At 46.2% G+C, this 21229-nt stretch carries 18 protein-coding genes; 17 read left to right on the top strand and 1 reads right to left on the bottom strand.

Annotation, left to right across the window (positions count from 1 at the left end):
• Positions 1-21 precede the first annotated feature (21 nt).
• Positions 22-1260 carry a dipeptidase gene (locus tag IW644_RS05900; RefSeq protein WP_269916820.1) on the bottom strand — a complete coding sequence of 413 codons (1239 nt, stop codon included), beginning with the start codon at positions 1258-1260 and terminating at the stop codon, positions 22-24.
• A 391-nt stretch (positions 1261-1651) separates the two neighbouring features.
• Between IW644_RS05900 and IW644_RS05905 the strand changes: the two genes are divergently transcribed.
• From IW644_RS05905 to ftsZ, 17 genes are all read left to right on the top strand, one after another.
• On the top strand, positions 1652-2410 hold the full coding sequence (locus IW644_RS05905) for a SapC family protein (RefSeq protein WP_179984279.1): 759 nt from the start codon (positions 1652-1654) through the stop codon (positions 2408-2410).
• Between the two features lie 175 nt (positions 2411-2585).
• Complete coding sequence (locus IW644_RS05910; RefSeq protein ID WP_269916821.1) at positions 2586-3410, top strand: putative porin; 825 nt, start codon at positions 2586-2588, stop codon at positions 3408-3410.
• A 415-nt stretch (positions 3411-3825) separates the two neighbouring features.
• On the top strand, positions 3826-4284 hold the full coding sequence (gene mraZ / locus IW644_RS05915) for a division/cell wall cluster transcriptional repressor MraZ (RefSeq protein ID WP_024016783.1): 459 nt from the start codon (positions 3826-3828) through the stop codon (positions 4282-4284).
• Positions 4281-5222, top strand: a complete 942-nt coding sequence (gene rsmH, locus IW644_RS05920) for a 16S rRNA (cytosine(1402)-N(4))-methyltransferase RsmH (protein WP_269916822.1) — start codon at positions 4281-4283, stop codon at positions 5220-5222. Before mraZ ends, rsmH begins: the two co-directional genes overlap by 4 nt.
• Positions 5219-5554 carry a cell division protein FtsL gene (gene ftsL, locus IW644_RS05925; RefSeq protein ID WP_118492788.1) on the top strand — a complete coding sequence of 112 codons (336 nt, stop codon included), beginning with the start codon at positions 5219-5221 and terminating at the stop codon, positions 5552-5554. The genes rsmH and ftsL overlap by 4 nt, the downstream gene beginning before the upstream one ends.
• On the top strand, positions 5551-7326 hold the full coding sequence (locus tag IW644_RS05930) for a peptidoglycan D,D-transpeptidase FtsI family protein (protein WP_269916823.1): 1776 nt from the start codon (positions 5551-5553) through the stop codon (positions 7324-7326). Before ftsL ends, IW644_RS05930 begins: the two co-directional genes overlap by 4 nt.
• Complete coding sequence (locus IW644_RS05935) at positions 7316-8881, top strand: UDP-N-acetylmuramoyl-L-alanyl-D-glutamate--2,6-diaminopimelate ligase (RefSeq protein WP_269916824.1); 1566 nt, start codon at positions 7316-7318, stop codon at positions 8879-8881. Before IW644_RS05930 ends, IW644_RS05935 begins: the two co-directional genes overlap by 11 nt.
• The gene (locus tag IW644_RS05940) at positions 8878-10287 is read left to right on the top strand and encodes a UDP-N-acetylmuramoyl-tripeptide--D-alanyl-D-alanine ligase (RefSeq protein ID WP_269916825.1); all 1410 of its coding nucleotides are present in this window, start codon (positions 8878-8880) and stop codon (positions 10285-10287) included. Before IW644_RS05935 ends, IW644_RS05940 begins: the two co-directional genes overlap by 4 nt.
• Complete coding sequence (gene mraY, locus IW644_RS05945; protein ID WP_269916826.1) at positions 10281-11363, top strand: phospho-N-acetylmuramoyl-pentapeptide-transferase; 1083 nt, start codon at positions 10281-10283, stop codon at positions 11361-11363. The genes IW644_RS05940 and mraY overlap by 7 nt, the downstream gene beginning before the upstream one ends.
• Positions 11364-11384: 21 nt before the next feature.
• On the top strand, positions 11385-12827 hold the full coding sequence (gene murD / locus IW644_RS05950; protein ID WP_269916827.1) for a UDP-N-acetylmuramoyl-L-alanine--D-glutamate ligase: 1443 nt from the start codon (positions 11385-11387) through the stop codon (positions 12825-12827).
• Positions 12824-14245 (top strand): cell division protein FtsW, encoded by a 1422-nt coding sequence (ftsW, locus tag IW644_RS05955; RefSeq protein ID WP_269916828.1) that lies wholly within the window; start codon positions 12824-12826, stop codon positions 14243-14245. Before murD ends, ftsW begins: the two co-directional genes overlap by 4 nt.
• Positions 14238-15380: an undecaprenyldiphospho-muramoylpentapeptide beta-N-acetylglucosaminyltransferase gene (murG, locus tag IW644_RS05960; RefSeq protein ID WP_269916829.1), complete on the top strand. Its 1143-nt coding sequence runs from the start codon at positions 14238-14240 to the stop codon at positions 15378-15380. The genes ftsW and murG overlap by 8 nt, the downstream gene beginning before the upstream one ends.
• Positions 15380-16825 carry a UDP-N-acetylmuramate--L-alanine ligase gene (gene murC, locus IW644_RS05965; protein ID WP_269916830.1) on the top strand — a complete coding sequence of 482 codons (1446 nt, stop codon included), beginning with the start codon at positions 15380-15382 and terminating at the stop codon, positions 16823-16825. The genes murG and murC overlap by 1 nt, the downstream gene beginning before the upstream one ends.
• A gap of 1 nt (position 16826) precedes the next feature.
• Positions 16827-17810 (top strand): D-alanine--D-alanine ligase, encoded by a 984-nt coding sequence (locus IW644_RS05970; RefSeq protein ID WP_269916831.1) that lies wholly within the window; start codon positions 16827-16829, stop codon positions 17808-17810.
• A gap of 2 nt (positions 17811-17812) precedes the next feature.
• Positions 17813-18583: a cell division protein FtsQ/DivIB gene (locus IW644_RS05975; protein ID WP_269916832.1), complete on the top strand. Its 771-nt coding sequence runs from the start codon at positions 17813-17815 to the stop codon at positions 18581-18583.
• A 7-nt stretch (positions 18584-18590) separates the two neighbouring features.
• Positions 18591-19820: a cell division protein FtsA gene (gene ftsA, locus IW644_RS05980; protein ID WP_179984267.1), complete on the top strand. Its 1230-nt coding sequence runs from the start codon at positions 18591-18593 to the stop codon at positions 19818-19820.
• Between the two features lie 109 nt (positions 19821-19929).
• The gene (gene ftsZ / locus IW644_RS05985) at positions 19930-21096 is read left to right on the top strand and encodes a cell division protein FtsZ (RefSeq protein WP_118492812.1); all 1167 of its coding nucleotides are present in this window, start codon (positions 19930-19932) and stop codon (positions 21094-21096) included.
• Positions 21097-21229: the final 133 nt, after the last annotated feature.

Here is a 21229-nt window from a genome sequence, read left to right on the forward strand (position 1 = left end):
TATTCCTAAAACGTGAGGCGATTAATGCGCTGCCGAGTGATCTTCCGAATAACCTTCCGCATAGTCTTCTACCTGCTGCCAAACGCGTAAAAGGTTACCACTTAATATCTTTTCAATGTCGGTACGGCTATAGCCTCTATCGAGCAGCCCTTGCACTAAGTTTGGAAAGCTCGCCACGTCTTTAAGCCCAATGGGTAGTGAGTCACCTACGCCGTCGTAGTCTGAGCCTATGCCCACATGTTCAACACCAATTAGCTTTACCACGTGGTCAATATGGTCAAGCACTTCATCTAGCGTTGAATAAGGGTAAGGTACTTTTTCACGGTAGCTTTCTTCGAAGTTCTCTAGCTTAGGGCTATCTTCGCCTTCTTTTTCAATCAATGCTTTACGTGCGGCGGTAAGACCGCGGCGCCACTTGCCTGCTTCTTTAGAGACAAAGCTAGAACCAAAGTTAATCATGATCACCCCGCCATTTTCGCCGAGCTTTTTAATCATGTCGTCGTTCATGTTGCGCTCAAAACCAGGTGTGAAGCGGCGCAGAGAAGAGTGCGATGCAATGACAGGTACTTTTGTTAGCTCGATAACCTGATAAAAAGCGTCATCAGAAACATGAGAAATATCTAACATGATACCGATATTATTCATTTCGCCTACTAAGTCTTTGCCAAACGGGCTTAAGCCTTTCCATTTTCTACGCAGATCGTACGAAGAGTCAGAGATGTGATTAGCCTGGCTGTGCGCAAGGGTAATATAACGGATCCCACGCTCGTAAAATGCCGCTAAATTTGCCAAATCTCCTTGAATAGGCGAACCATTTTCCATCCCCATTGGCAGTGAAATTAGCCCCTTTTCAAATTGGGCTTTTACCTCAGAAGGGCTTTTCGCAATGGCAAATTTATTCGGTGCGCGGGCAACAATGGCTTCCACCGAGTCAATGAGTTCATGAGCAAGTTGGGTTGATTCAGGCGAATTGTCCAAACTGGCAGGTACATAAATACTCATAAAAGGGGCGTTCAGGCCGCCAGATACTGCGCGCGGATAATCAAAGTCTCCGCCCTCGGTGGCTTTGGTAACGTCTACCCACTTTTCCTTAACGCGATAAGGAACATCAATATGGCCATCTACAATTATGGTTTCTTGTGCAATCTTTATAGCTTTTTCAGATGCTGAATACGTGGGGGTGTCAGCAATGACAGAGTGTGACATAAAAAGCGCAGAGATAATTAATGCGCAAGGTGAAAGTGGAAAGCGCCCCTTCATAGAAAATCCTTATTTTGTTTTTATCGCTTAGGTCAACAACCGCTAACTTAATAGCACTACGAGACTAAAGGATAATGCACACCGCGACAATAGGCTTTTACTTGCTACGCATTTACTTCAAATTGATCTCGTGAATCCTTAAATTAGTCGATATTGCTCATTTTTAGAGCGCTTGTGCTTGTTTACCTCAAGTTTACATTGCAATAAAAATTTAAAACTTGTTATGGTGAAGACTGCGTGACTTCATTGCGCGAATACGGGATACTCCCAAGCGCTCCGCTTATTATCGATGTCAAATATGCATCAGCGCGGCCGACGTAATTTTTTAGTGGCACCCGCTCTTCTCACATAATTAAGCCGGGGCCACAGCTAACAAGTATGAGAAATAAATATGGCTATTAATTTTGTACCGCTAGATAAAGAAAAGCATAAAGACCTAAAGGTTGCGGTAAACACATCTTTCAGCTTTGCGAAAAACACACACCTTGCAGCAGCAACTATCCGTGAATTTGCACAACTGGCTGCGACAATGCCGCTAGTGTTCATTGAAGACACTACGTCTAAGCGCCACCATGTTGTGACTATGCTTGGTATGGAGCAAGGTCAAAACCTTTTCCTAACTGGCGATAGCTGGAAAGGTCCTCACGTTCCAATGAACATCCTTCGCTATCCGTTTGACGTACGTCCAGACGGCGACAAGCTTGGCGTTTACATTGATGAAAACTCTGACCTTATTTCTGATGAAGGCCAAGCTCTATTCACTGAAGCTGGTGAAGCAAGCGAGTTCCTTGATAGCCGTCAGAAGTTCCTAGCAGACCTAGCGAATAGCGAAATGCTAACACAGCGTTTTGTAGCGAAAGTTGTTGAGCTAGACCTACTTGATCCAATTCAAATTCGCCTTACTTACCAAGACGGTAAGCAGCGCAATGTTACAGGCATGATGAGCATTAACGAGAAGAAACTTCTTGAGCTACCTGAAGAGCAAGTACTTGAACTACATAAACAAGGCTTCCTAGGTGCAATCTATGCGGTAATGATGTCAGTTGGTCAGCTTAATCGTCTTGTTGAGCTTTCAAACGATACAGACAACCCAATTCGCAACATGCAGCTTTCTGCTGTTAAAGCAGAAGAAGCAGCGCCAAGCGCGTAAACGCGCTTCAAACTTAAATGTAAAAACCCGCGATTTCGTCGCGGGTTTTTTTATGTCTAAACACTATGTTCAGTTTTCGTCATGTTTCGTTCAGAATCCGTTAAGTTTTAATGCCTTATCTTATGCGTAGTGTTATTACACGTCGTTCCCAACACATTTTTTAAGGACAAAAGACATGAACATCAAATCTAATAAACTTTCAACAACGCTAACCGCACTTTCACTTATTACGGCTTCAGTATTTTCAGTCTCACTGGCACATGCAGCTACACAAAACGAAGTACAAGTAACCGCGGTCGATCTTGAAGGGGTAGATGACAACCTCTACGGTGCTAGATATGTGCGCTACCTTGATGAGGTGAGTGGCAATAGCGGCGCTTACCTTATTAATCCTTATTTACAGCGCGTATCAAGTCTGTCTGGTGGGTACGCTAATTTAGACGGTATCGACGTGTTTAACTTAGGTACAACTTTCTACATCGACGATACGTGGATGCTAGCCATCGAAGGCGCACACAGTAAATTTGACGATGACTTTGGTGATGAGGATTACACCAATATCGATTTAAAAGTAGGGTTTAACTTGTCACGTCAATGGCAAATAGGCGCAGGTCTAATTTATCAGCGCGCCAGTTATGAAATTAATGACGGTACAAATAGCTACAGCGAAAGTGAGAATGAAACTTCACCTCTAGTTTTTACGCGCTATACCACAGTAGGTAACGGGGGAACTGGTTGGGACTTCGCCGCCCAATATATTGCCGATGATGTTGATGTATTATCTGGAAGTGCGCGATACTTCTTTAGCCCAGGTCTAAGCGTTCAAGGCAGCTATAGCTATACCAATGCGCCAGACGGTTTTGACAACTTAAAAACTGTAGGGGTGGCTTTAGATTACTGGGTGAATGAGCAATTCTCAGTAGCGGCAAGCTATGAAACAGATATTGATAGCGATATCGAAAGCGACGTAGCGTCGCTCACCGCTTCTTACCGTTTTTAACGTAGTTTAGCCAACAGCTATTGATAACTAGTAACTATTAACAATGAACTATCAACTTCGGTTGGTAGTTCATTTATTCATATAAATCGCTTTTAAGTTATCAAGCGCATTCCATTCAGATAAAAACAGCCATTCATCGATAAATTGTAAGTTTAATTTCACCCACCTGAATATTTTTTAATCTTTTTTACGCGCCTAATCATACACTTCCTCAAAACACTGTATATCCAACCAGTTTAAACCCAGTGTTTATGCGGCTTTCACGCCTTTTTTCTACTTGACAGTGGGGATCATTGGTACCTAAACTGTAACTCAGTGGGTAAATGTGGCGAATTGTGGATCAAATCATCATCACTTTGCAGATTAGTACTCAAAAAACAAGAAAACCAAGAGCAAATAATAAAAGGCTAGGGGAATGTTCCGCGGCGCTAACGCAATCAATCTGGATACAAAAGGCAGACTGGCTATACCGACGAAGTATCGTCAGTCGCTGCTGGATGATTGTCAGGGACAACTGGTCTGCACAGTCGATACACAACAAAGTTGTTTGCTACTTTACCCACTTCCCGAATGGGAAGAGATTGAGCTAAAACTCTCTAAACTTTCAAGCATGATCCCAGCCGAGCGTCGCTTGCAGCGATTGCTACTAGGTTATGCTTCAGAAGGTGAGATGGATAAAAGCGGACGTATTCTTATTCCTACTCCACTGCGAAGTTTCGCAAAACTCTCAAAAGAAGTCATGTTAGTTGGTCAGTTAAACAAATTCGAAATTTGGGATGCCGATATTTGGGCACAACAAGTTGAAGCTGATATAGACACCGAACGCAAAGGCGAATTTGAACTTACCGAACGATTACAGGACTTTTCTCTATGACGCAGTCTAGCGAATTTAAACATATTTCAGTATTGCTTGACGAATGCATTGAAGCGCTGGCGATTAAACCTGACGGCATTTATATCGATGCTACGTTTGGACGTGGCGGGCATTCAGCACATATTTTAAAGGCTCTAGGTGACAACGGGCGTCTTATCGCCTTTGACCGTGACCCACAAGCGATTAAAGCGGCTGAACGCTTTGCCGATGACAAGCGCTTTAGCATTATCCACTCACCGTTTGGAGATATGGCAGAAGAAATCGAGGCGCTAGGATTAACTGGCAAGATTGACGGTGTGTTGATGGACTTAGGCGTATCGTCACCTCAACTTGACGATGCTGAACGGGGTTTTAGCTTCCTGCGCGACGGCCCGCTGGATATGCGCATGGACACGTCTCGCGGTCAAAGTGCTGCCGACTGGCTGGCTAGCGCAGAAGAGCAAGATATTACACAGGTCATTAAAGAGTTTGGCGAAGAAAAGTTCGGCAAGCGCATTGCTCACGCTATTGTTAACACACGTAAAGATACACCTATTACGCGTACTGCACAGCTTGCCAAAATCATCGATGAAGCCGTACCTGTAAAAGACAAATTCAAACACCCTGCAACCCGTGCATTCCAGGGTATCCGCATTTATATCAATGCTGAGTTAGAGCAACTTCGCGTGGGTCTTAAAGCTGCCACACAAGTGTTAGCAAAAGAAGGTCGATTAGCCGTTATTTCATTTCACTCGTTAGAAGACCGCTTAGTAAAGCGCTTTATTAAGGATCAAAGTAAAGGGAAAGTTGTACCGCACAATTTACCGATAACCCAAGCTGAAATAGATGCAGATAAAGTGCTTAAAGCGCTGGGTAAAGCAATAAAACCTTCAGAACAGGAGATTGCGAACAACGTTCGCTCCCGCAGTTCGGTATTACGTGTGGCAGAAAAGTTATGACCAAAGCCATACCAGACAAGGCCAGCACTAATTTCAAATTACTGCTCATTATTGTTTCAGATTTGACCCGCAACAAGTTGCGGGTTTTGTTGTATTTAATGGTTATCACAAGTGCTATGGCTGTGACCCTTAGTAGTCATCACAATAGGCAGCAAGTGATTGCCCTTGAAGACCTAATGCAAGAGAAAGACGAGCTCGATGTTGAGTGGCGTAACCTCGTGCTCGAACAACGGGCGTTAACTGAGCACAATCGCATAGAAAACTTGGTTGAAAAGCAGTTAGAAATGTACCGTGCCACGGCAGACGATGAAGTAGTGGTGAGGCTAAAATGAGTACATCTGCACTTTCTCGTAAGCGCAAAAAGACCGGCGCAAAACAAAATGTAACGCCGAGCCTGGTGCACTGGCGTTTTGTGGTTGTACTTGTGGTAATCATGCTAGTGTTTGGCGTATTAGCCGCACGCGCAGCTTACATTCAAGTTATCGAACCTGATGAGCTTATTCAACAAGGCGATAACCGCACACTTAGAACCCGAGATATGCCGACCTACCGCGGCCTTATCACCGACAGAAACGGTGTTGAACTGGCGGTAAGTGTTCCTGTTCGCGCCATTTATGCAGACCCCAAAATTATTCATGAAAATGAAGGTTTTAAAGAAGAGCGACGCTGGGAAGCGCTAGCGGATGTTCTGCGTCAAGACGTAAATGAACTGAAAGAAAAAGTGGCCAACCCCAAGCGCCGTTTTGTTTATTTGCAGCGTCAGGTGTCGCCCGCCATGGCAGAATACGTTGATAAGCTTGATATCCCAGGTATCTATCTTCGTCGCGAAAGCCGACGCTACTACCCTACGGGTGAAGTTTCAGCACAGTTAATTGGCGTTACCGATGTGGATGACAACGGTGTTGAAGGCTTAGAGCGTATGTATAACGAGTGGCTAACGGGCACCCCTGGCTCTCGTAAAATACGCCGCGATGCGAAAGGCCGCCAGGTTGAAATTTTAGAGACTAAGTCGGGTGAAAAAGCAGGTGACCTGCAGCTGACCATCGACCAGCGTATTCAGGCTCTAGCCTACAAAGAAATTAAAGAAGCCATGATTTATTATCAATCAAGTTCGGCTTCAGCCATTGTTATTGATGTAAAAACCGGCGACGTATTGGCAATGGTTAATGCACCTTCCTTCAACCCGAACGACAGAAGCAAATTGTCTGCGCACAGAATGCGTAACCGTGTTATTACCGACGCATTTGAGCCGGGCTCAGCACTGAAGCCTCTGGCCGTACTTACTGCATTAGAATTTGGTGAAGTTGAACCTGAAGATTCAGTAAATACCCACCCGGGTTGGATGCGTTTGGGCGGCAGTCTAGTAAAAGACTCCCGCAACTATGGCGAGCTAACGCTAGAAGAAATTATTCAGCATTCCTCGAACATGGGCACATCGAAACTGGCGTTGTCTGTTCCTAAACAGTTTTTGCTTGATACCTACTACAACATGGGCCTTATGAGTGATACAGGGCTTAACATGGCAGGCGAGAGCAGTGGTATTTTCCATGAGCGTAGCCGCTGGTCTGAATTTGAGTTAGCCACACTGTCATTTGGGTACGGTATCTCTGTAACTACAGCACAGCTAGGACGTCTTTACGCTACATTGGCAAACGGCGGCGTTAAAACTCCTCTTAATATCATTAAATCGCCAGAGCAACCTTCGTGGCAAGCTCAATCAGAGCGTGTGATCAGCGAAGAAAACGCTAAAGCCATTGTTCAAATGATGGAAAGCGTAACCCAGCGGGGCGGCACGGCAACCAAAGCTGCAGTTCCAGGTTATCGCGTAGCAGGTAAAACAGGGACAAGCCGCAAAGCGGTAGCTGGCGGGTACGGGGAAGAGTACGTGAACATTTTCGCCGGTATTGCACCAGTGTCTGACCCAAGGCTAGTAACTATCGTGCTGATCAATGAACCCGGCGGCGATTTGTATCACGCAGGTGATACCGCAGCACCTGTATTTTCGTCAATTATGGGTGGTGCACTGCATATGCTTAACGTGACGCCAGATGACAAGCAGGTTACTTCAAGTCGCTTATTGATGGGAGGTCAAAGTGGTAGTTAGTGCCTTTATTCAAAGTATTAAAGCCTTGTTAGCAAAATTTGGAATAGATGCCCCCGATATTCGCATTGAAGGTTTGACGTTGGATAGCCGTGAAGTGAATACTCGCTTAGCGTTTGTTGCAGTTAAAGGGCATGAACGCGATGGTCGCGAATTTATACCGCAGGCAATAAGTTTAGGGGCCCGTGTAATTCTGGCGCAAACTGAAGACAGTAGTGCCCATGGTCAAATGGAAATGCGCGACCACAGCGTCATCATTTCGCTATATGAACTACCACAAATGCTCTCTGCGTTGTCTGCTGCGTTCTATGATTACCCGGCACAAAAAATGACGACGGTAGCAGTAACAGGGACTAACGGAAAAACCTCTACAGTTCAAGTGCTTACCCAGCTTAAGGATGCATTGGGTACACGTAGCGCAAGCATAGGAACCTTGGGAAGTAGTGTGTTTGAAGGCGACGAAACCCAGTGGTCTAACACGCCTGCGGCAAACACAACCCCCGATGCCATACGTATGCAATATTTATTGGCAGACTTTGTGCAAAGCGAAGTGCGCCATACGGCCTTTGAAGCAAGTTCTCACGCATTGGTTCAAGGACGTCTTGGTACAGTAAAAACCGATATCGCTGTTTTCACCAATCTTACTCGTGACCACTTAGATTATCACGGCACAATGGAAGAGTATGGGAGAGCCAAGCGCTTGCTACTTCAACAGCCGGGTTTGAAAGTTGTAGTGTTAAACGCTAACGACGATGAAAGTAAGAAGTGGGATGGTGCAGCAGATAAGACGATTACACGCGTCTGGACAAGTATAGATGAAAGTGGTCTGGATGGGAGCGGTGAAAGTGAGTTCTTGTGCAAACATAACAATCCACAAAGTCGCCATTGTTTCGCCACAAATGCTTCTTATCATGCAGGTGGATGTAGCTTTGAACTGGTGAGTTCGTGGGGAAGCGCAGCTATATCATTGCCACTATTCGGAAAGTTCAATATCAGTAATGTATTGAGTGCTATAAGTACGTTACTCGCTGAAGGTGAGCGTTTTGATGACGTGGTTAACGCGGTAAATGCGCTAACGCCCGTGCCTGGCCGAATGGAAGTCTTCCCGGTAACAGGTGCTGCTAACGTGGTGGTGGACTACGCGCACACGCCAGATGCACTAGAAAAAGTGCTGCTAAGCGCCAAATTCCACACCGCGGGCAAAGTATGGTGTGTGTTTGGTTGTGGTGGCGACCGTGATAAAGGTAAGCGACCACTAATGGGTCAGGCTGCTGAGTCAGGCGCTGACGCTATTGTGATCACCACCGACAACAGCAGAAGCGAAAGCCCTGAGTCTATTGCTAAGGACATCATTGCGGGCTTAAAAAACTCTGAGCTGGCAGTGTCTATCCCCGACCGCGAGCAAGCTATTCGCCACTGCCTTGAGCATGGGCATGAAAGCGACATCATCATTGTGGCTGGAAAAGGCCATGAAGATTACCAAATTATCGGTGACAAAAAGACTAACTATAACGAACGTGCAGTTGTGGCGCGACTGCAACAGGAGTACAGCAAATGATAACAACAACGCTGTCATGGATAGCCGAAAAGGTTAACGGAAAATTATTAAACGGTGCTGCTGACGTTGAAGTGTCGGCGGTAAGTACCGATACCCGCACCCTTGAAGATGGCGCAGTGTATCTAGCCTTGAAAGGCCCGAATTTTAACGGCCACGATTTTGTCTCAACGGCAGAAAAAGCCGGAGCAAGCGCGGTTATAGCCAGTGAAGACGTAGCGACCTCGTTACCTGTCATCATGGTTGAAGATACCAAAGAAGCGCTTGGTCTGTTAGGTGCTGCCGTAAAAGCACATGTGGCACCAAAAACCATTGCCATCACCGGAAGCAGTGGTAAAACCACCGTAAAGGAAATGTGCGCGGCTATTTTGACCCGACGAGGCAACGTATTAGCCACAAATGGAAATTTCAATAACGATATCGGTGTACCACTGACCCTTCTACGCCTTAAGCCACAGCATGAATATGCAGTGATGGAGTTAGGCGCAAATCACATTGGCGAAATCGCCTATACCACGAACCTTGTTAAGCCGGACGTAGCGACTATCGTAAACGCTGCCGCTTCTCATCTAGAAGGCTTTGGAAGTTTGCTAGGTGTGGCGCGCGCCAAAAGTGAAATTTTTAAAGGTTTAGGCAGTGACGGTGTGGCAGTAGTCAATGTCGACAGTCAGTTTGCCGAATTTTGGCAAGGCAAACTTAAACAGACTAAAACGCTTACGTTTTCCCCGCAGCAGAAAAATAATGCCGACTTTAGAGCAGAAGATATCACCATTGGATTAGATGGATGCGCCGCATTCCATTTGGTTTGCCCTCACGGTGAAATGTCTATTCAGCTAACAATTCCAGGCGTTCACAACGTGGGGAATGCTCTTGTTGCTGCTGCGCTAACACTACAAGTTGGCGCCACATTGGAAAATGTGCGAGACGGCCTGTTAGCAATGCAACAGGTTAGTGGGCGGCTCAATGTGAAACAACTTACCGAACAAGTTCGCCTATTAGATGACACCTACAACGCCAACGTAGCGTCTGTTAATGCAGCAATCGATACGCTAAGCAGCTTTTCAGGCATTCGCGTGCTTGTGCTAGGCGACATGAAAGAGTTGGGCGAAAAAGCGCGTTTCTACCACGAGCAGGTAGGGGAATACGCTAAACAAAAAGGAATTAATTACCTGTATACCATGGGTGTTTTGAGTCAATCAGCGAGTGCTGTGTTTAATGAAAACGGTGGTCATTTCAGCGATGTTGAAAGTTTGTTGGCCGCAATGGAGAGTGATTTGTTAGTGCAGCAGCGCGATATTTCAATTTTAGTTAAAGGTTCACGCAGTTCAAAAATGGAACGCGTGGTAGAGGCGGTAGAGGCCTCTGCGCTGGGAAAGCACGATAGCCGTCGGGAGCGAATAGCATGTTAATTTGGCTAGCCGACTGGCTTACACAATTTGATTCAGGGTTTAACGTATTTTCATACCTTACTCTTCGTGCAATTTTAAGCACCCTGACCGCGTTACTTATTGCCATTCTTATTGGCCCTAAGATGATTCGTTATTTGCAGCGTATGCAAATTGGTCAAACCGTACGTGACGATGGCCCGCAAAGCCATCTATCGAAATCCGGTACACCCACCATGGGCGGGTTGCTGATCCTTGCGGCCATTGTAGTAAGTGGTCTGCTTTGGGCTGACCTGACTAATCGCTATGTGCTGGTAACCCTAACTGTGGTTGTGGCCTACGGTATTATCGGATTTGTTGACGATTATAGAAAAGTAATCCGCAAAGATTCGAAAGGGCTTATCGCGCGCTGGAAGTACTTCTGGCAATCGGTAGTTGCATTAGGCGTTGCATTCTATTTATACAGCAGCGCAACGATAAGTGCTGAAACCTCGCTACTGGTACCTTTCTTCAAAGAGGTGTTTCCGCAGTTAGGGGCCTTTTACATCATCATTACTTATTTTGCCATTGTAGGCACCAGTAATGCGGTAAACCTTACTGATGGACTGGACGGACTCGCCATAGTGCCCACCATTTTAGTGGCAGGCGCATTTGCCATATTTGCTTATGTAACAGGTAATGCGAACTTTGCCGAATACCTGAACATTCCCCATATTCCGCTCACCAGTGAACTGGTAATTGTGTGCACCGCCATGGTTGGTGCAGGACTAGGTTTCTTATGGTTTAACACGTATCCAGCACAAGTATTTATGGGCGATGTTGGCTCACTAGCACTAGGCGGCACATTAGGCGTGCTTGCAGTACTAGTACGTCAGGAACTGGTGTTGATTATCATGGGTGGCGTTTTTGTTATGGAAACCCTGTCGGTCATTCTTCAGGTAGGTTCTTACAAATTGCGTGGTCAGCGTATTTTCCGCATGGCGCCTATTCACCACCATTATGAATTGAAGGGCTGGCCAGAGCCGCGGGTTATCGTGCGTTTTTGGATCATTTCAATCATTTTAGTTTTAGTGGGTTTAGCTACCCTCAAACTTAGATAAGCGGTAAAGAGATAGGTATTAATGTCGTATAACGTACGTGAGCATAGTTATGTAGTCGGTGGCCTAGGTGTTACAGGTCAAGCTTGCGTGCGCTTTTTGTTGCAACAAAAAGCAACGGTTAAAGCGTTTGATACACGTGCTAATTTTACTGCACCAACTAGTGATCTTGATACTGACATGCAAGCTTTTATGGCAGAGAAGGTCACTAGCAATGCCCTAAGTGAAGATTACTTCGATGGTGTAGACACCTTGGTGTTAAGCCCTGGACTTGCCCCTGATATTGAACAAGTTGCCTTGGCAAAATCTTGCGGAGTAGAGGTTATTGGTGATGTCGAGCTGTTTGCCCGCCTAAATACACCTGAAAATAGCACTGCGCCAACTAAACGAGTAGTTGGCATTACAGGCTCTAATGGCAAAACTACAGTCACTTTATTAGTGAACCATTTGCTTAAAAGCTGTGGTGTAAAAAGTATTGAAGCGGGTAACGTAGGTCGCCCTGTGCTTGAAGCGCTGCAAAGTGATGCAGATGTAGTAGTAATGGAGCTATCAAGTTTTCAACTTGAAACTACATCTAGCCTGGTACTTGACGCTGCCACTGTGCTTAATATTTCCGATGACCACCTAGACCGTCACGGTACCCTTGAAGCCTATATCGAGGCCAAACATCGCATTTTCGATAACGCGAAATCTGCGATTGTATGGCGGGACAGTGAGTTTGTAGCGCCTGAAGAGCCGCTACCATCACACGAGATCACTGAATATGGTTTAGGGGAGTCTTCTACAGGGTTTGCGATTGCGTCTTTTGGCGGTGACGGTAGTGCTCATGACGAAGAGCAACGTCTGTACATCACGTTTAATGGCGAAAAGCTTATTGCCCTTAGCGATATTCATTTAGCGGGCATGCATAATGTGCTAAACATTATGGCTGCACTAGGCATTTGCTTTAAGCTTGGCGTGTCGCCTGAACTCGCGGTTAAACATCTACACAGTTTTAAATCTGCACCACATCGGTGTGTGGAAATAGCCCGTGTAAACAACGTTCGCTATATCGACGACTCCAAAGCAACCAATACTGGTGCCACGGTAGCGGCCCTTGAAGGGTTAGCCCCAACTATACAGGGGAAGCTAATTCTTATTGCAGGTGGTGACGCTAAAGGTGCAGACATAGCCAGCCTTAATCCTTATCTAACTAAATATGTATCGCACGTGTTTGCTTTGGGCAAAGATGCACATCTGTTTGAAATGAGTTTTGCGCATACAACGCGTGTGGCAACCATGAAAGACGCCGTAAAAGCGGCAACAAGGCTAGCAGCCTCTGGTGATGTGGTATTGCTTTCGCCTGCGTGTGCAAGTTTTGATATGTTTAAGAACTATATGCATCGCGGTGACGTGTTTAAACAAGATGTATACGACCTACATAATCTACATAGTCAGAACGACCGCGCTGTGGAGGTTACATCATGATGACTGCCTCTACCAAACTTAGTGCGCTATTTGCCGCGAAGCACGACGGACAGCCCTCGGCAACGCATCCATATGATGTAACGCTGATCTTAATTGCGCTGGCTTTGATGAGCATTGGGGTTGTTATTGTTACCTCGGCGTCTATGCCGGTAGCCGATAGGCTGCACGACAATCCTTTCTATTTTGCTATTCGCCACGGTATTTACATTGTTGGGGCCATCATTGCCGCAATGGTAGTCCTTAACTTGCCTATGCAGTTTTGGCGCATGACCAACCCCTACCTTCTGCTAGCGGCTATCGCACTATTACTAGCAGTACTGGTGGTGGGAAGAACCGTGAATGGTAGTACCCGTTGGTTAGCGATTGGGCCTATAACCATTCAAGCCGCCGAACCGGCCAAGCTCTTTTTCTTTGCGTATTTGGCTGGGTATTTGGTTCGTCGTTACGAAGAAGTGACCGAAAACTTGAAGGGCTTTATAAAGCCCCTTGTGGTGTTCTTTGCACTTGCAATGTTGCTTTTGCTTCAACCTGACTTAGGTACCGTCGTTGTGATGTTTGCAACCACAATTGGCTTGCTATTTTTAGCGGGTGCACGACTTTGGCAGTTCTTCGCCCTGGTGTTTGCAGGCATATTGGCGGTTGTAGCGCTTATCGTGTTTGAAGAATACCGTATGAAACGGGTTACCTCCTTTTTAGACCCTTGGGCCGACCCGTTCGGTGCTGGTTATCAGCTTACCCAGTCTTTAATGGCCTATGGCCGCGGTAACTGGTTTGGGCAAGGTCTGGGCAATAGCTTACAAAAATTAGAGTTTTTGCCTGAAGCACACACTGACTTTGTTATGGCTATCTTAGCTGAAGAACTCGGCTTTGTTGGCGTACTTGCAGTACTTGGACTCATTTTATGGATGGTATTGCGTGCGCTAAGTATTGGAAACAAAGCACTAGATAAAGGGCGAGCGTTTGATGGTTACATGGCGTACAGCATTGGTATTTGGTTCAGCTTTCAGACCGCGGTAAATATTGGTGCAAGCGCCGGTATTCTTCCTACCAAAGGGCTAACACTGCCGTTAGTTAGTTACGGCGGTTCGTCACTTATCATTATGTCAGTGGCGGTAGCTATATTACTTCGTATCGATTTTGAATTACGGGTTGATGGCGTACAAGCAATCGGCCGAGGCGATGGTAAGGACGGCAAGAAAAGGGTCCGTCGCAAAAAGCCTATTTCCTCAAACGAAGCTCAGGCTAAGGAAACGGCTATACCAAGAACTAAAACAGAAAAAAACACCGATGATGAAGACTTTTCATCATCCACGGTTGAAGCTAAGCCTGCGACAAAAAAATCAACAGCAGAAGATGAAGGCAAAGCCGGCATTAAAGCTATTCTCGCTCGCGTGGCGCAGGAGGCGGATAATGGCTAAGCGTTGTTTAATTATGGCTGGTGGTACAGGCGGGCATGTTTTCCCTGGTCTTGCAGTAGCTAATGCGCTGCGAAATGAAGGCTGGGATATTCATTGGCTGGGCACCGCCGAGCGAATGGAAGCGCAAGTTGTACCTAAGCACGACATTCCCATTCACTTCATTCCTGTAAAAGGGCTTCGTGGCAAAGGTATTTCGGCACGCCTTAAAGGTGCTGTTGCTTTAGTAAAAAGCTTGTTTTCAGCAAGAAGAATTATAAAACGTCTACAGCCGGATATTGTTGTCGGGTTTGGTGGCTATGCCAGCGGACCTGGTGGCGTTGCAGCAAAAAGCTTAGGTATTCCTGTGATAGTGCATGAGCAAAATGCAGCGGCTGGCATGACTAATAAGCTTCTTAGTAAATTTGCAAGCCGTGTGCTTCTTGGCTTTAACGATGCTAAAGAACAATTTTCAGGGGGTGCGGATAAAGTGCATACTGTTGGTAACCCTGTTCGCGATGAAATTTGGCAGGTGATGCCTAAAGCTGAAGATAATCACGCAGGCGCTCATGCTAACAACCTTGAAAACCCTCTAGGAAACACCAGTGGGGACAAGCAAGTTTTAAATATGCTTGTGGTTGGCGGAAGTTTAGGCGCTCAAATACTGAATGAAACTGTGCCCGAGACATGCGGTGTATTAGAAGGCTTATCGATAAAGCACCAGTGCGGTAAAGGCAACAGTGAAAGTGTTGCCCAAGCTTATAAATCCGCAGGCGCTGATATGTCGAAAGTTTATGTCAGTGATTTTATCGATGACATGGCCGCAGCCTATGAATGGGCTGATTTCATTGTGTGTAGAGCTGGGGCACTCACTGTGAGTGAAGTAGCTGCGGCAGGACGTGCAGCTATCTTTGTTCCGCTACCTTTTGCAGTGGACGATCATCAAACGAAAAATGCGCAGTCGTTAGTGAAGCAAAATGCGGCACTGATGATTGCTCAATCAGTATTAAAAGAAAATTTAGGGCAGGCGGTGCGTCAGTGGTTACAACACCCTGAAGACTGCTTGAATATGGGGCGCGTTGCAAAAACATGTGCAAGCACCCATGCCACGGAAAATGTAGTAAGCCACGTTAAAAGCGTGGTAGGAGTAGGGGACTAATGGTTTTTAAAACCCCATTTGAAAGCCCGCAAATGCGCAGGGTTAAAAGTATATTCTTTATTGGCATCGGTGGTGCCGGTATGGGTGGTATTGCAGAAGTACTGCTGAACGAAGGTTATGCAATTGCTGGCTCTGATATTCAAGAAGGGCCAATGACACAGCGCTTAAGCGAATTGGGCGCTGATGTGAAAATAGGTCATCGCGCTGAAAACGTCGAAGGCATGGACGTTATTGTGGTTTCTAGTGCCATCAATGAGCAAAACCCAGAAATTATCGTTGCTCGTGAAAAGCGTATACCCATCATTCGTCGTGCTGAAATGCTGGCAGAGCTGATGAGATTCCGCCACGGTATTGCAGTAGCGGGTACCCACGGGAAAACGACCACAACCAGTTTGATTTCGACGATTTTCGCAGAAGCGGAATATGACCCTACTTTTGTTATTGGTGGCTTGCTTAACAGTGCCGGTACGAATGCACGCTTAGGTAAAAGCCGCTACCTTATAGCAGAGGCTGATGAGAGCGATGCATCGTTTCTTCACTTGCAGCCAATGGTATCGGTTGTGACCAATATTGAAGCGGATCACATGGATACCTATGGTGGTGATTTCTCGAAAGTAAAAGATACTTTTGTTGAGTTTTTGTCGAACCTACCGTTTTACGGCCAAGCCATAATGTGCGGTGACGATGCGAATATTCAAGAGATTCGCCCTCGCATAGGCCGAAGCATTCTCACCTACGGTTTTGAGTCTCACAACGACTATCGCGCAGAGAATATTTCACTGTCATTTGGTAAAGCGAGTTTTACCGTTATTCGACCAGAGCGTGAACCGCTAGATATTACGTTGAATCTTACCGGCAACCACAATGTGCTTAATGCCCTAGCTGCTATTGCAGTGGCTTGCGACGAAGGTGTGGATGACGATGCTATTATTCGTGCACTAGCTAGCTTTGGCGGAATAGGCCGACGATTTGAGCAGCTAGGCACCTTTACTACCAGTAAAGGTGAGGTTTGTTTGGTGGATGACTATGGTCACCACCCAACGGAAGTTAAAGCAACTATAGCTGCTGCTCGGGCAAACTGGCCTGATAAGCGCTTAGTTATGGTTTATCAGCCTCACCGTTTCACGCGAACCCGCGACCTCTATGAAGATTTCGTTGAAGTGTTATCCAGTGTCGATGCACTCTTGCTTCTAGATGTATATGCCGCCAGTGAACAGCCTATTGAAGGCGCTGACAGTAAAGCGCTATGTCGTTCAATTCGTCAGCGTGGTCAAATCGAACCTGTGTATGTGGGCGATAAAGAGGCGCTGCCAGGAATTTTGGCAAATATCATGCAGGACGGTGATATCGTCATGACTCAAGGTGCCGGTAACATCGGACAAATTGCCAAGCTTTTAGCACGCCATGAGTTAGAGCCTGCCACACTTGCTAAGGAAGGGGAATAACATGATTAGTCCTTCGGTAAGTGCTCGCTCGCAGAAAACCCATTCGCCCAGTGAGTACGGTAAAGTGGCTGTGCTGCTTGGTGGTGACTCTGCAGAGCGCGAAGTATCACTTAATTCAGGTAACGCGGTATTAAAAGCGCTATTAAGGCAAGGCGTAGATGCCTTTGGTTTTGACCCAGCAGAGCGACCGCTTACCGATCTCCTTGAATTAAACGTTGATAGAGCTTTAATCATGCTTCACGGTCGTGGCGGTGAAGATGGCTCGATGCAAGGGGCCCTTCAGTTCCTAAAAATTCCCTATACGGGGAGCCCAGTTTTAGGCTCTGCGCTGGCAATGGATAAAATTCATACTAAGCAAGTGTGGCAAAGTTTAGGTTTACCCACTGCAAAATATGAAATTGCTGATAAAAGGCACTTTGAAGCTGGTAAGTGCAGCGCTATAATGGATAAATTGGGGAATGAAGTCATGGTAAAACCGGCCAGAGAAGGGTCGAGTATTGGCATGGCGAGAGTGACAAGCGCTAAACAACTCGAAACTGCCATTCAGGACGCTTTTAAATACGATAATCAAGTCCTGTTAGAGCAGTATATAGACGGCCCCGAATTCACTGTTTCTGTATTACAGGGGCAGGCGTTGCCGTCTATTCGCATGTCTACTCCACATACATTCTATGATTATGCTGCGAAATACCAGGATAATACAACAGAATACTATTGCCCAAGCGGCTTGTCTGAAGAGCAAGAGGCACAGTTAGCAAAATTAGCATCTCGTGCTTTTGACGCTATTTCTGGCAGCGGCTGGGGAAGAATTGATGTTATGCAGGACAATCAAAGGCAATTTTACTTGCTAGAGGCAAACACAGTACCTGGCATGACAGAAAAGAGTTTGGTGCCGAAGGCAGCCAAAGTTGCAGGATTAACATTTGATGAACTGGTACTAAGTATTCTTTCTACCAGTTTTGATGACGTTGCGAACAAGGCGTAAAAGTGGCGGATACCAATACTAACCAAGTTAAGTCCGCTTCTGAAAAAGGCGGAAAAAGCAAAACGGCAGTGTGGGGCGGTGTCGCTTTCTTACTGTTTGTAATTGCTGGGTTAGTATTTGGCGGGCTTAAAGCAAACCAGTATTTGCAAGACGAACAGCAAGTGCCGGTTCAGGTTATCGATTTTTCTGGTGATTATCAGCACATCGATATTGCTAAGCTGGAGAGCTTAATACGCAAAGCGCAGCCAGGAAGCTTTTTTGCGCTTGACGTTAACGAAGTTTTTGAGCTTGTTGAAGCGCAGCCTTGGGTTTATCGCGCGTCAGTTAGAAAGAAGTGGCCGAATACGTTAAAAATTTATTTGGTTGAGCAACAGCCTGTTGCGAAATGGAATGAAGATTTGTTGTTAAATCCTTATGGGGATACGTTTAACGACGAAGGCGTGAAGCTTAACTTGCCGCGTCTGTACGGCCCTGGCGGCAGTGAAAAAACTGCCTTAGAAGGCTATAACGCGATGCACGCATTAATAGCAACAACAGACATGACAATTGATGAATTGTCACTGAGTGAGCGATTTGCGTGGCAAGTGCAGTTGGAAAACGGCATTAAATTGAATTTAGGGCGTCAGGAGTTTATCGATAGGCTACAACGGTTTATTGATGTTTACCCACTTTTGGCGCAACAAGAGAAGGCGGTGAAATACGTCGACCTTCGCTATGACACGGGCGTTGCAGTCGGATGGAAAGATGACAGCGCCACAGATGAAGAGAGTTAAGGAAACCATGTCAAAACCTGCTGAACGCAATTTGATTGTAGGGCTAGATATCGGCACCAGCCAAGTAAAGGCCGTGGTGGGTGAATTACTAGAAGACGATCAAATCAGTATCGTAGGCGTGGGCACCCATGCATCGAAAGGCATGGATAAGGGCGGCGTTAACGATTTAAACCTGGTCGTTAAGTCGGTACAGCGTGCAGTAAACGAGATGGAGTTAATGGCAGATTGCCGTGTGTCTTCAGTTTTCATGTCTATCTCGGGACGTCACGTAAAATGCCAGAATGAAAACGGCATGGTACCGATTAACAACCAAGAAGTAACACAAGAAGATGTAGATAACGTTATTCATGCGGCGCGCAGTGTGCCAATTGCAGCAGAACGTCGTTTACTTCACGTGCTACCTCAAGAATTTACGATTGATGTACAAGAAGGCATTAAAAACCCTATCGGTATGTCAGGAGTAAGAATGGAAGCCGATGCCCACATTATCACTTGCGCCGACGATATGGCGAAAAATATGGTGAAGTGTGTTGAGCGTTGTGAACTGAATGCAGACCAGCTAATTTTCTCAGCGTTAGCGTCAAGTTACGCAGTGTTAACTGACGACGAGCGAGAGCTTGGCGTGTGTGTGGTTGACATTGGTGGTGGCACTATGGATATGGTTATATTCACAGATGGTGCGATTCGCCACACGGCAGTTATACCGGTTGCGGGTAATCAAATTACCAGCGACATTGCTAAAATATTTAGAACGCCTATCAGCAATGCAGAAGAAATTAAGGTGAATTATGCCTGTGCATTAAAAGATATGGTGAGTATGGAAGACAGTATTGAAGTACCTAGCGTGGGCGGGCGCCCGGCTAGAGTCATGTCTCGTCATACGCTAGCTGAGGTCATTGAACCTCGCTATCAAGAGCTTTTTGAGCTGGTACATGATGAAATTCGTGCCAGCGGTCTGGAAGAGCAAATTGCAGCAGGTCTTGTACTTACTGGCGGTACCGCTAAGATGGAAGGTGCTGTGGAATTTGCCGAAGAACTTTTCCAGATGCCCGTGCGCGTGGGCAAACCTATCGACGTAAAAGGCTTGTCTGAATACGTTGATGATGCTGGCTTTGCAACAGTCGTAGGGCTGCTGCAATATGGCAAAGTACAATCTGATAATAAGAAATCCAGTACGCAGAAACCCGGTGAAAGCTTATTTCATCGAGTGCAAAGCTGGTTTAAAGGTGAATTTTAATTTTATTTTGGGGGCGCTATAGCTACGGCATTAAGGCTAGCAGGAAGCAATTAGCCTAAGGGAATGACCTGGCGTAGTGTTGAAAAAGACGTACAACCGGAGAGTAAGTATGTTCGAATTAATGGATAGTCACGGCGAAGAAGCCGTAATCAAAGTCATCGGTGTCGGTGGCGGCGGTGGTAATGCCGTTGAGCACATGGTGTCTCAAAGCATTGAAGGCGTAGAATTTATCGCAGTGAATACTGACGCACAGGTGCTTCGTAGCTCAAGTGCAGACGTAACACTTCAAATTGGCTCAAGCGTAACCAAAGGCTTAGGTGCAGGTGCCGATCCAAATATTGGTCGCGAAGCTGCGCAAGAAGACAGAGAAACCATTCGTCAGGCGCTTGACGGTGCCGATATGGTTTTCATCACGGCCGGTATGGGCGGTGGTACAGGTACAGGTGCAGCACCTGAAGTAGCGAAGATTGCTCGAGAAATGGGTATTCTTACGGTAGCGGTAGTGACTAAGCCGTTCCCATTTGAAGGTAAAAAGCGTACCTCTTTTGCTGAGCAAGGCACTGTAGAGCTTGCCAACAATGTTGACTCGTTAATTACCATCCCTAACGAAAAGCTATTAAAAGTAATGGGACCAGGTACGCCGCTTCTTCAAGCATTTAGCGCAGCAAACGATGTTTTGCGCGGCGCAGTTCAAGGTATTGCGGAGCTTATTACTCGCCCTGGTCTGATCAACGTTGACTTCGCAGACGTACGTACTGTTATGTCTGAGATGGGTAAAGCCATGATGGGTAGCGGTGCAGCAAGCGGTCCAGACCGTGCTGAAGAAGCTGCCGAAGCAGCAATCGCCAGCCCACTGCTTGAAGATATCGATCTGTCAGGTGCACGCGGTATTCTTGTTAACATAACAGCGGGTCCTGATTTCGCTATCGACGAGTTCGAAACTGTGGGTAATGCAGTTAAAGCGTTCGCATCAGAAAACGCGACCGTGGTTGTCGGTACCGTTATCGATATGGAAATGACAGATGAGCTTCGCGTAACGGTTGTTGCGACCGGTATTGGCGCAGAGCGTAAGCCTGACATTTCATTAGTAAGCGCAGAAGGTTCTCGCCTTACCCAGCCGGCTAAGGAATACGGTAATTCACAAACAAGTGAGCCGCGTTCTGCAGTAGGTGGCACAGAAGGCAACCAAGCGCTGAAAGCTGACGATAGTGCTCAGCCAGACAACGATTTGGAGTATTTAGATATTCCTGCGTTTCTTCGCAAGCAGGCAGACTAATTTAGCTGCCTGAAAAGGAAGGGAATTATTTTACGTTTGTGTTGTCTTACTCAGTAAGGTGTATTTACACAGCGTGAAGAATTTCGCGTGAATAGGTCGAAAAAATGCGTAATCTGACAAGGTAAAACTTGCC

This window comes from Alteromonas sp. PRIM-21, from assembly GCF_027563165.1.
Lineage (GTDB): Bacteria > Pseudomonadota > Gammaproteobacteria > Enterobacterales > Alteromonadaceae > Alteromonas > Alteromonas macleodii_A.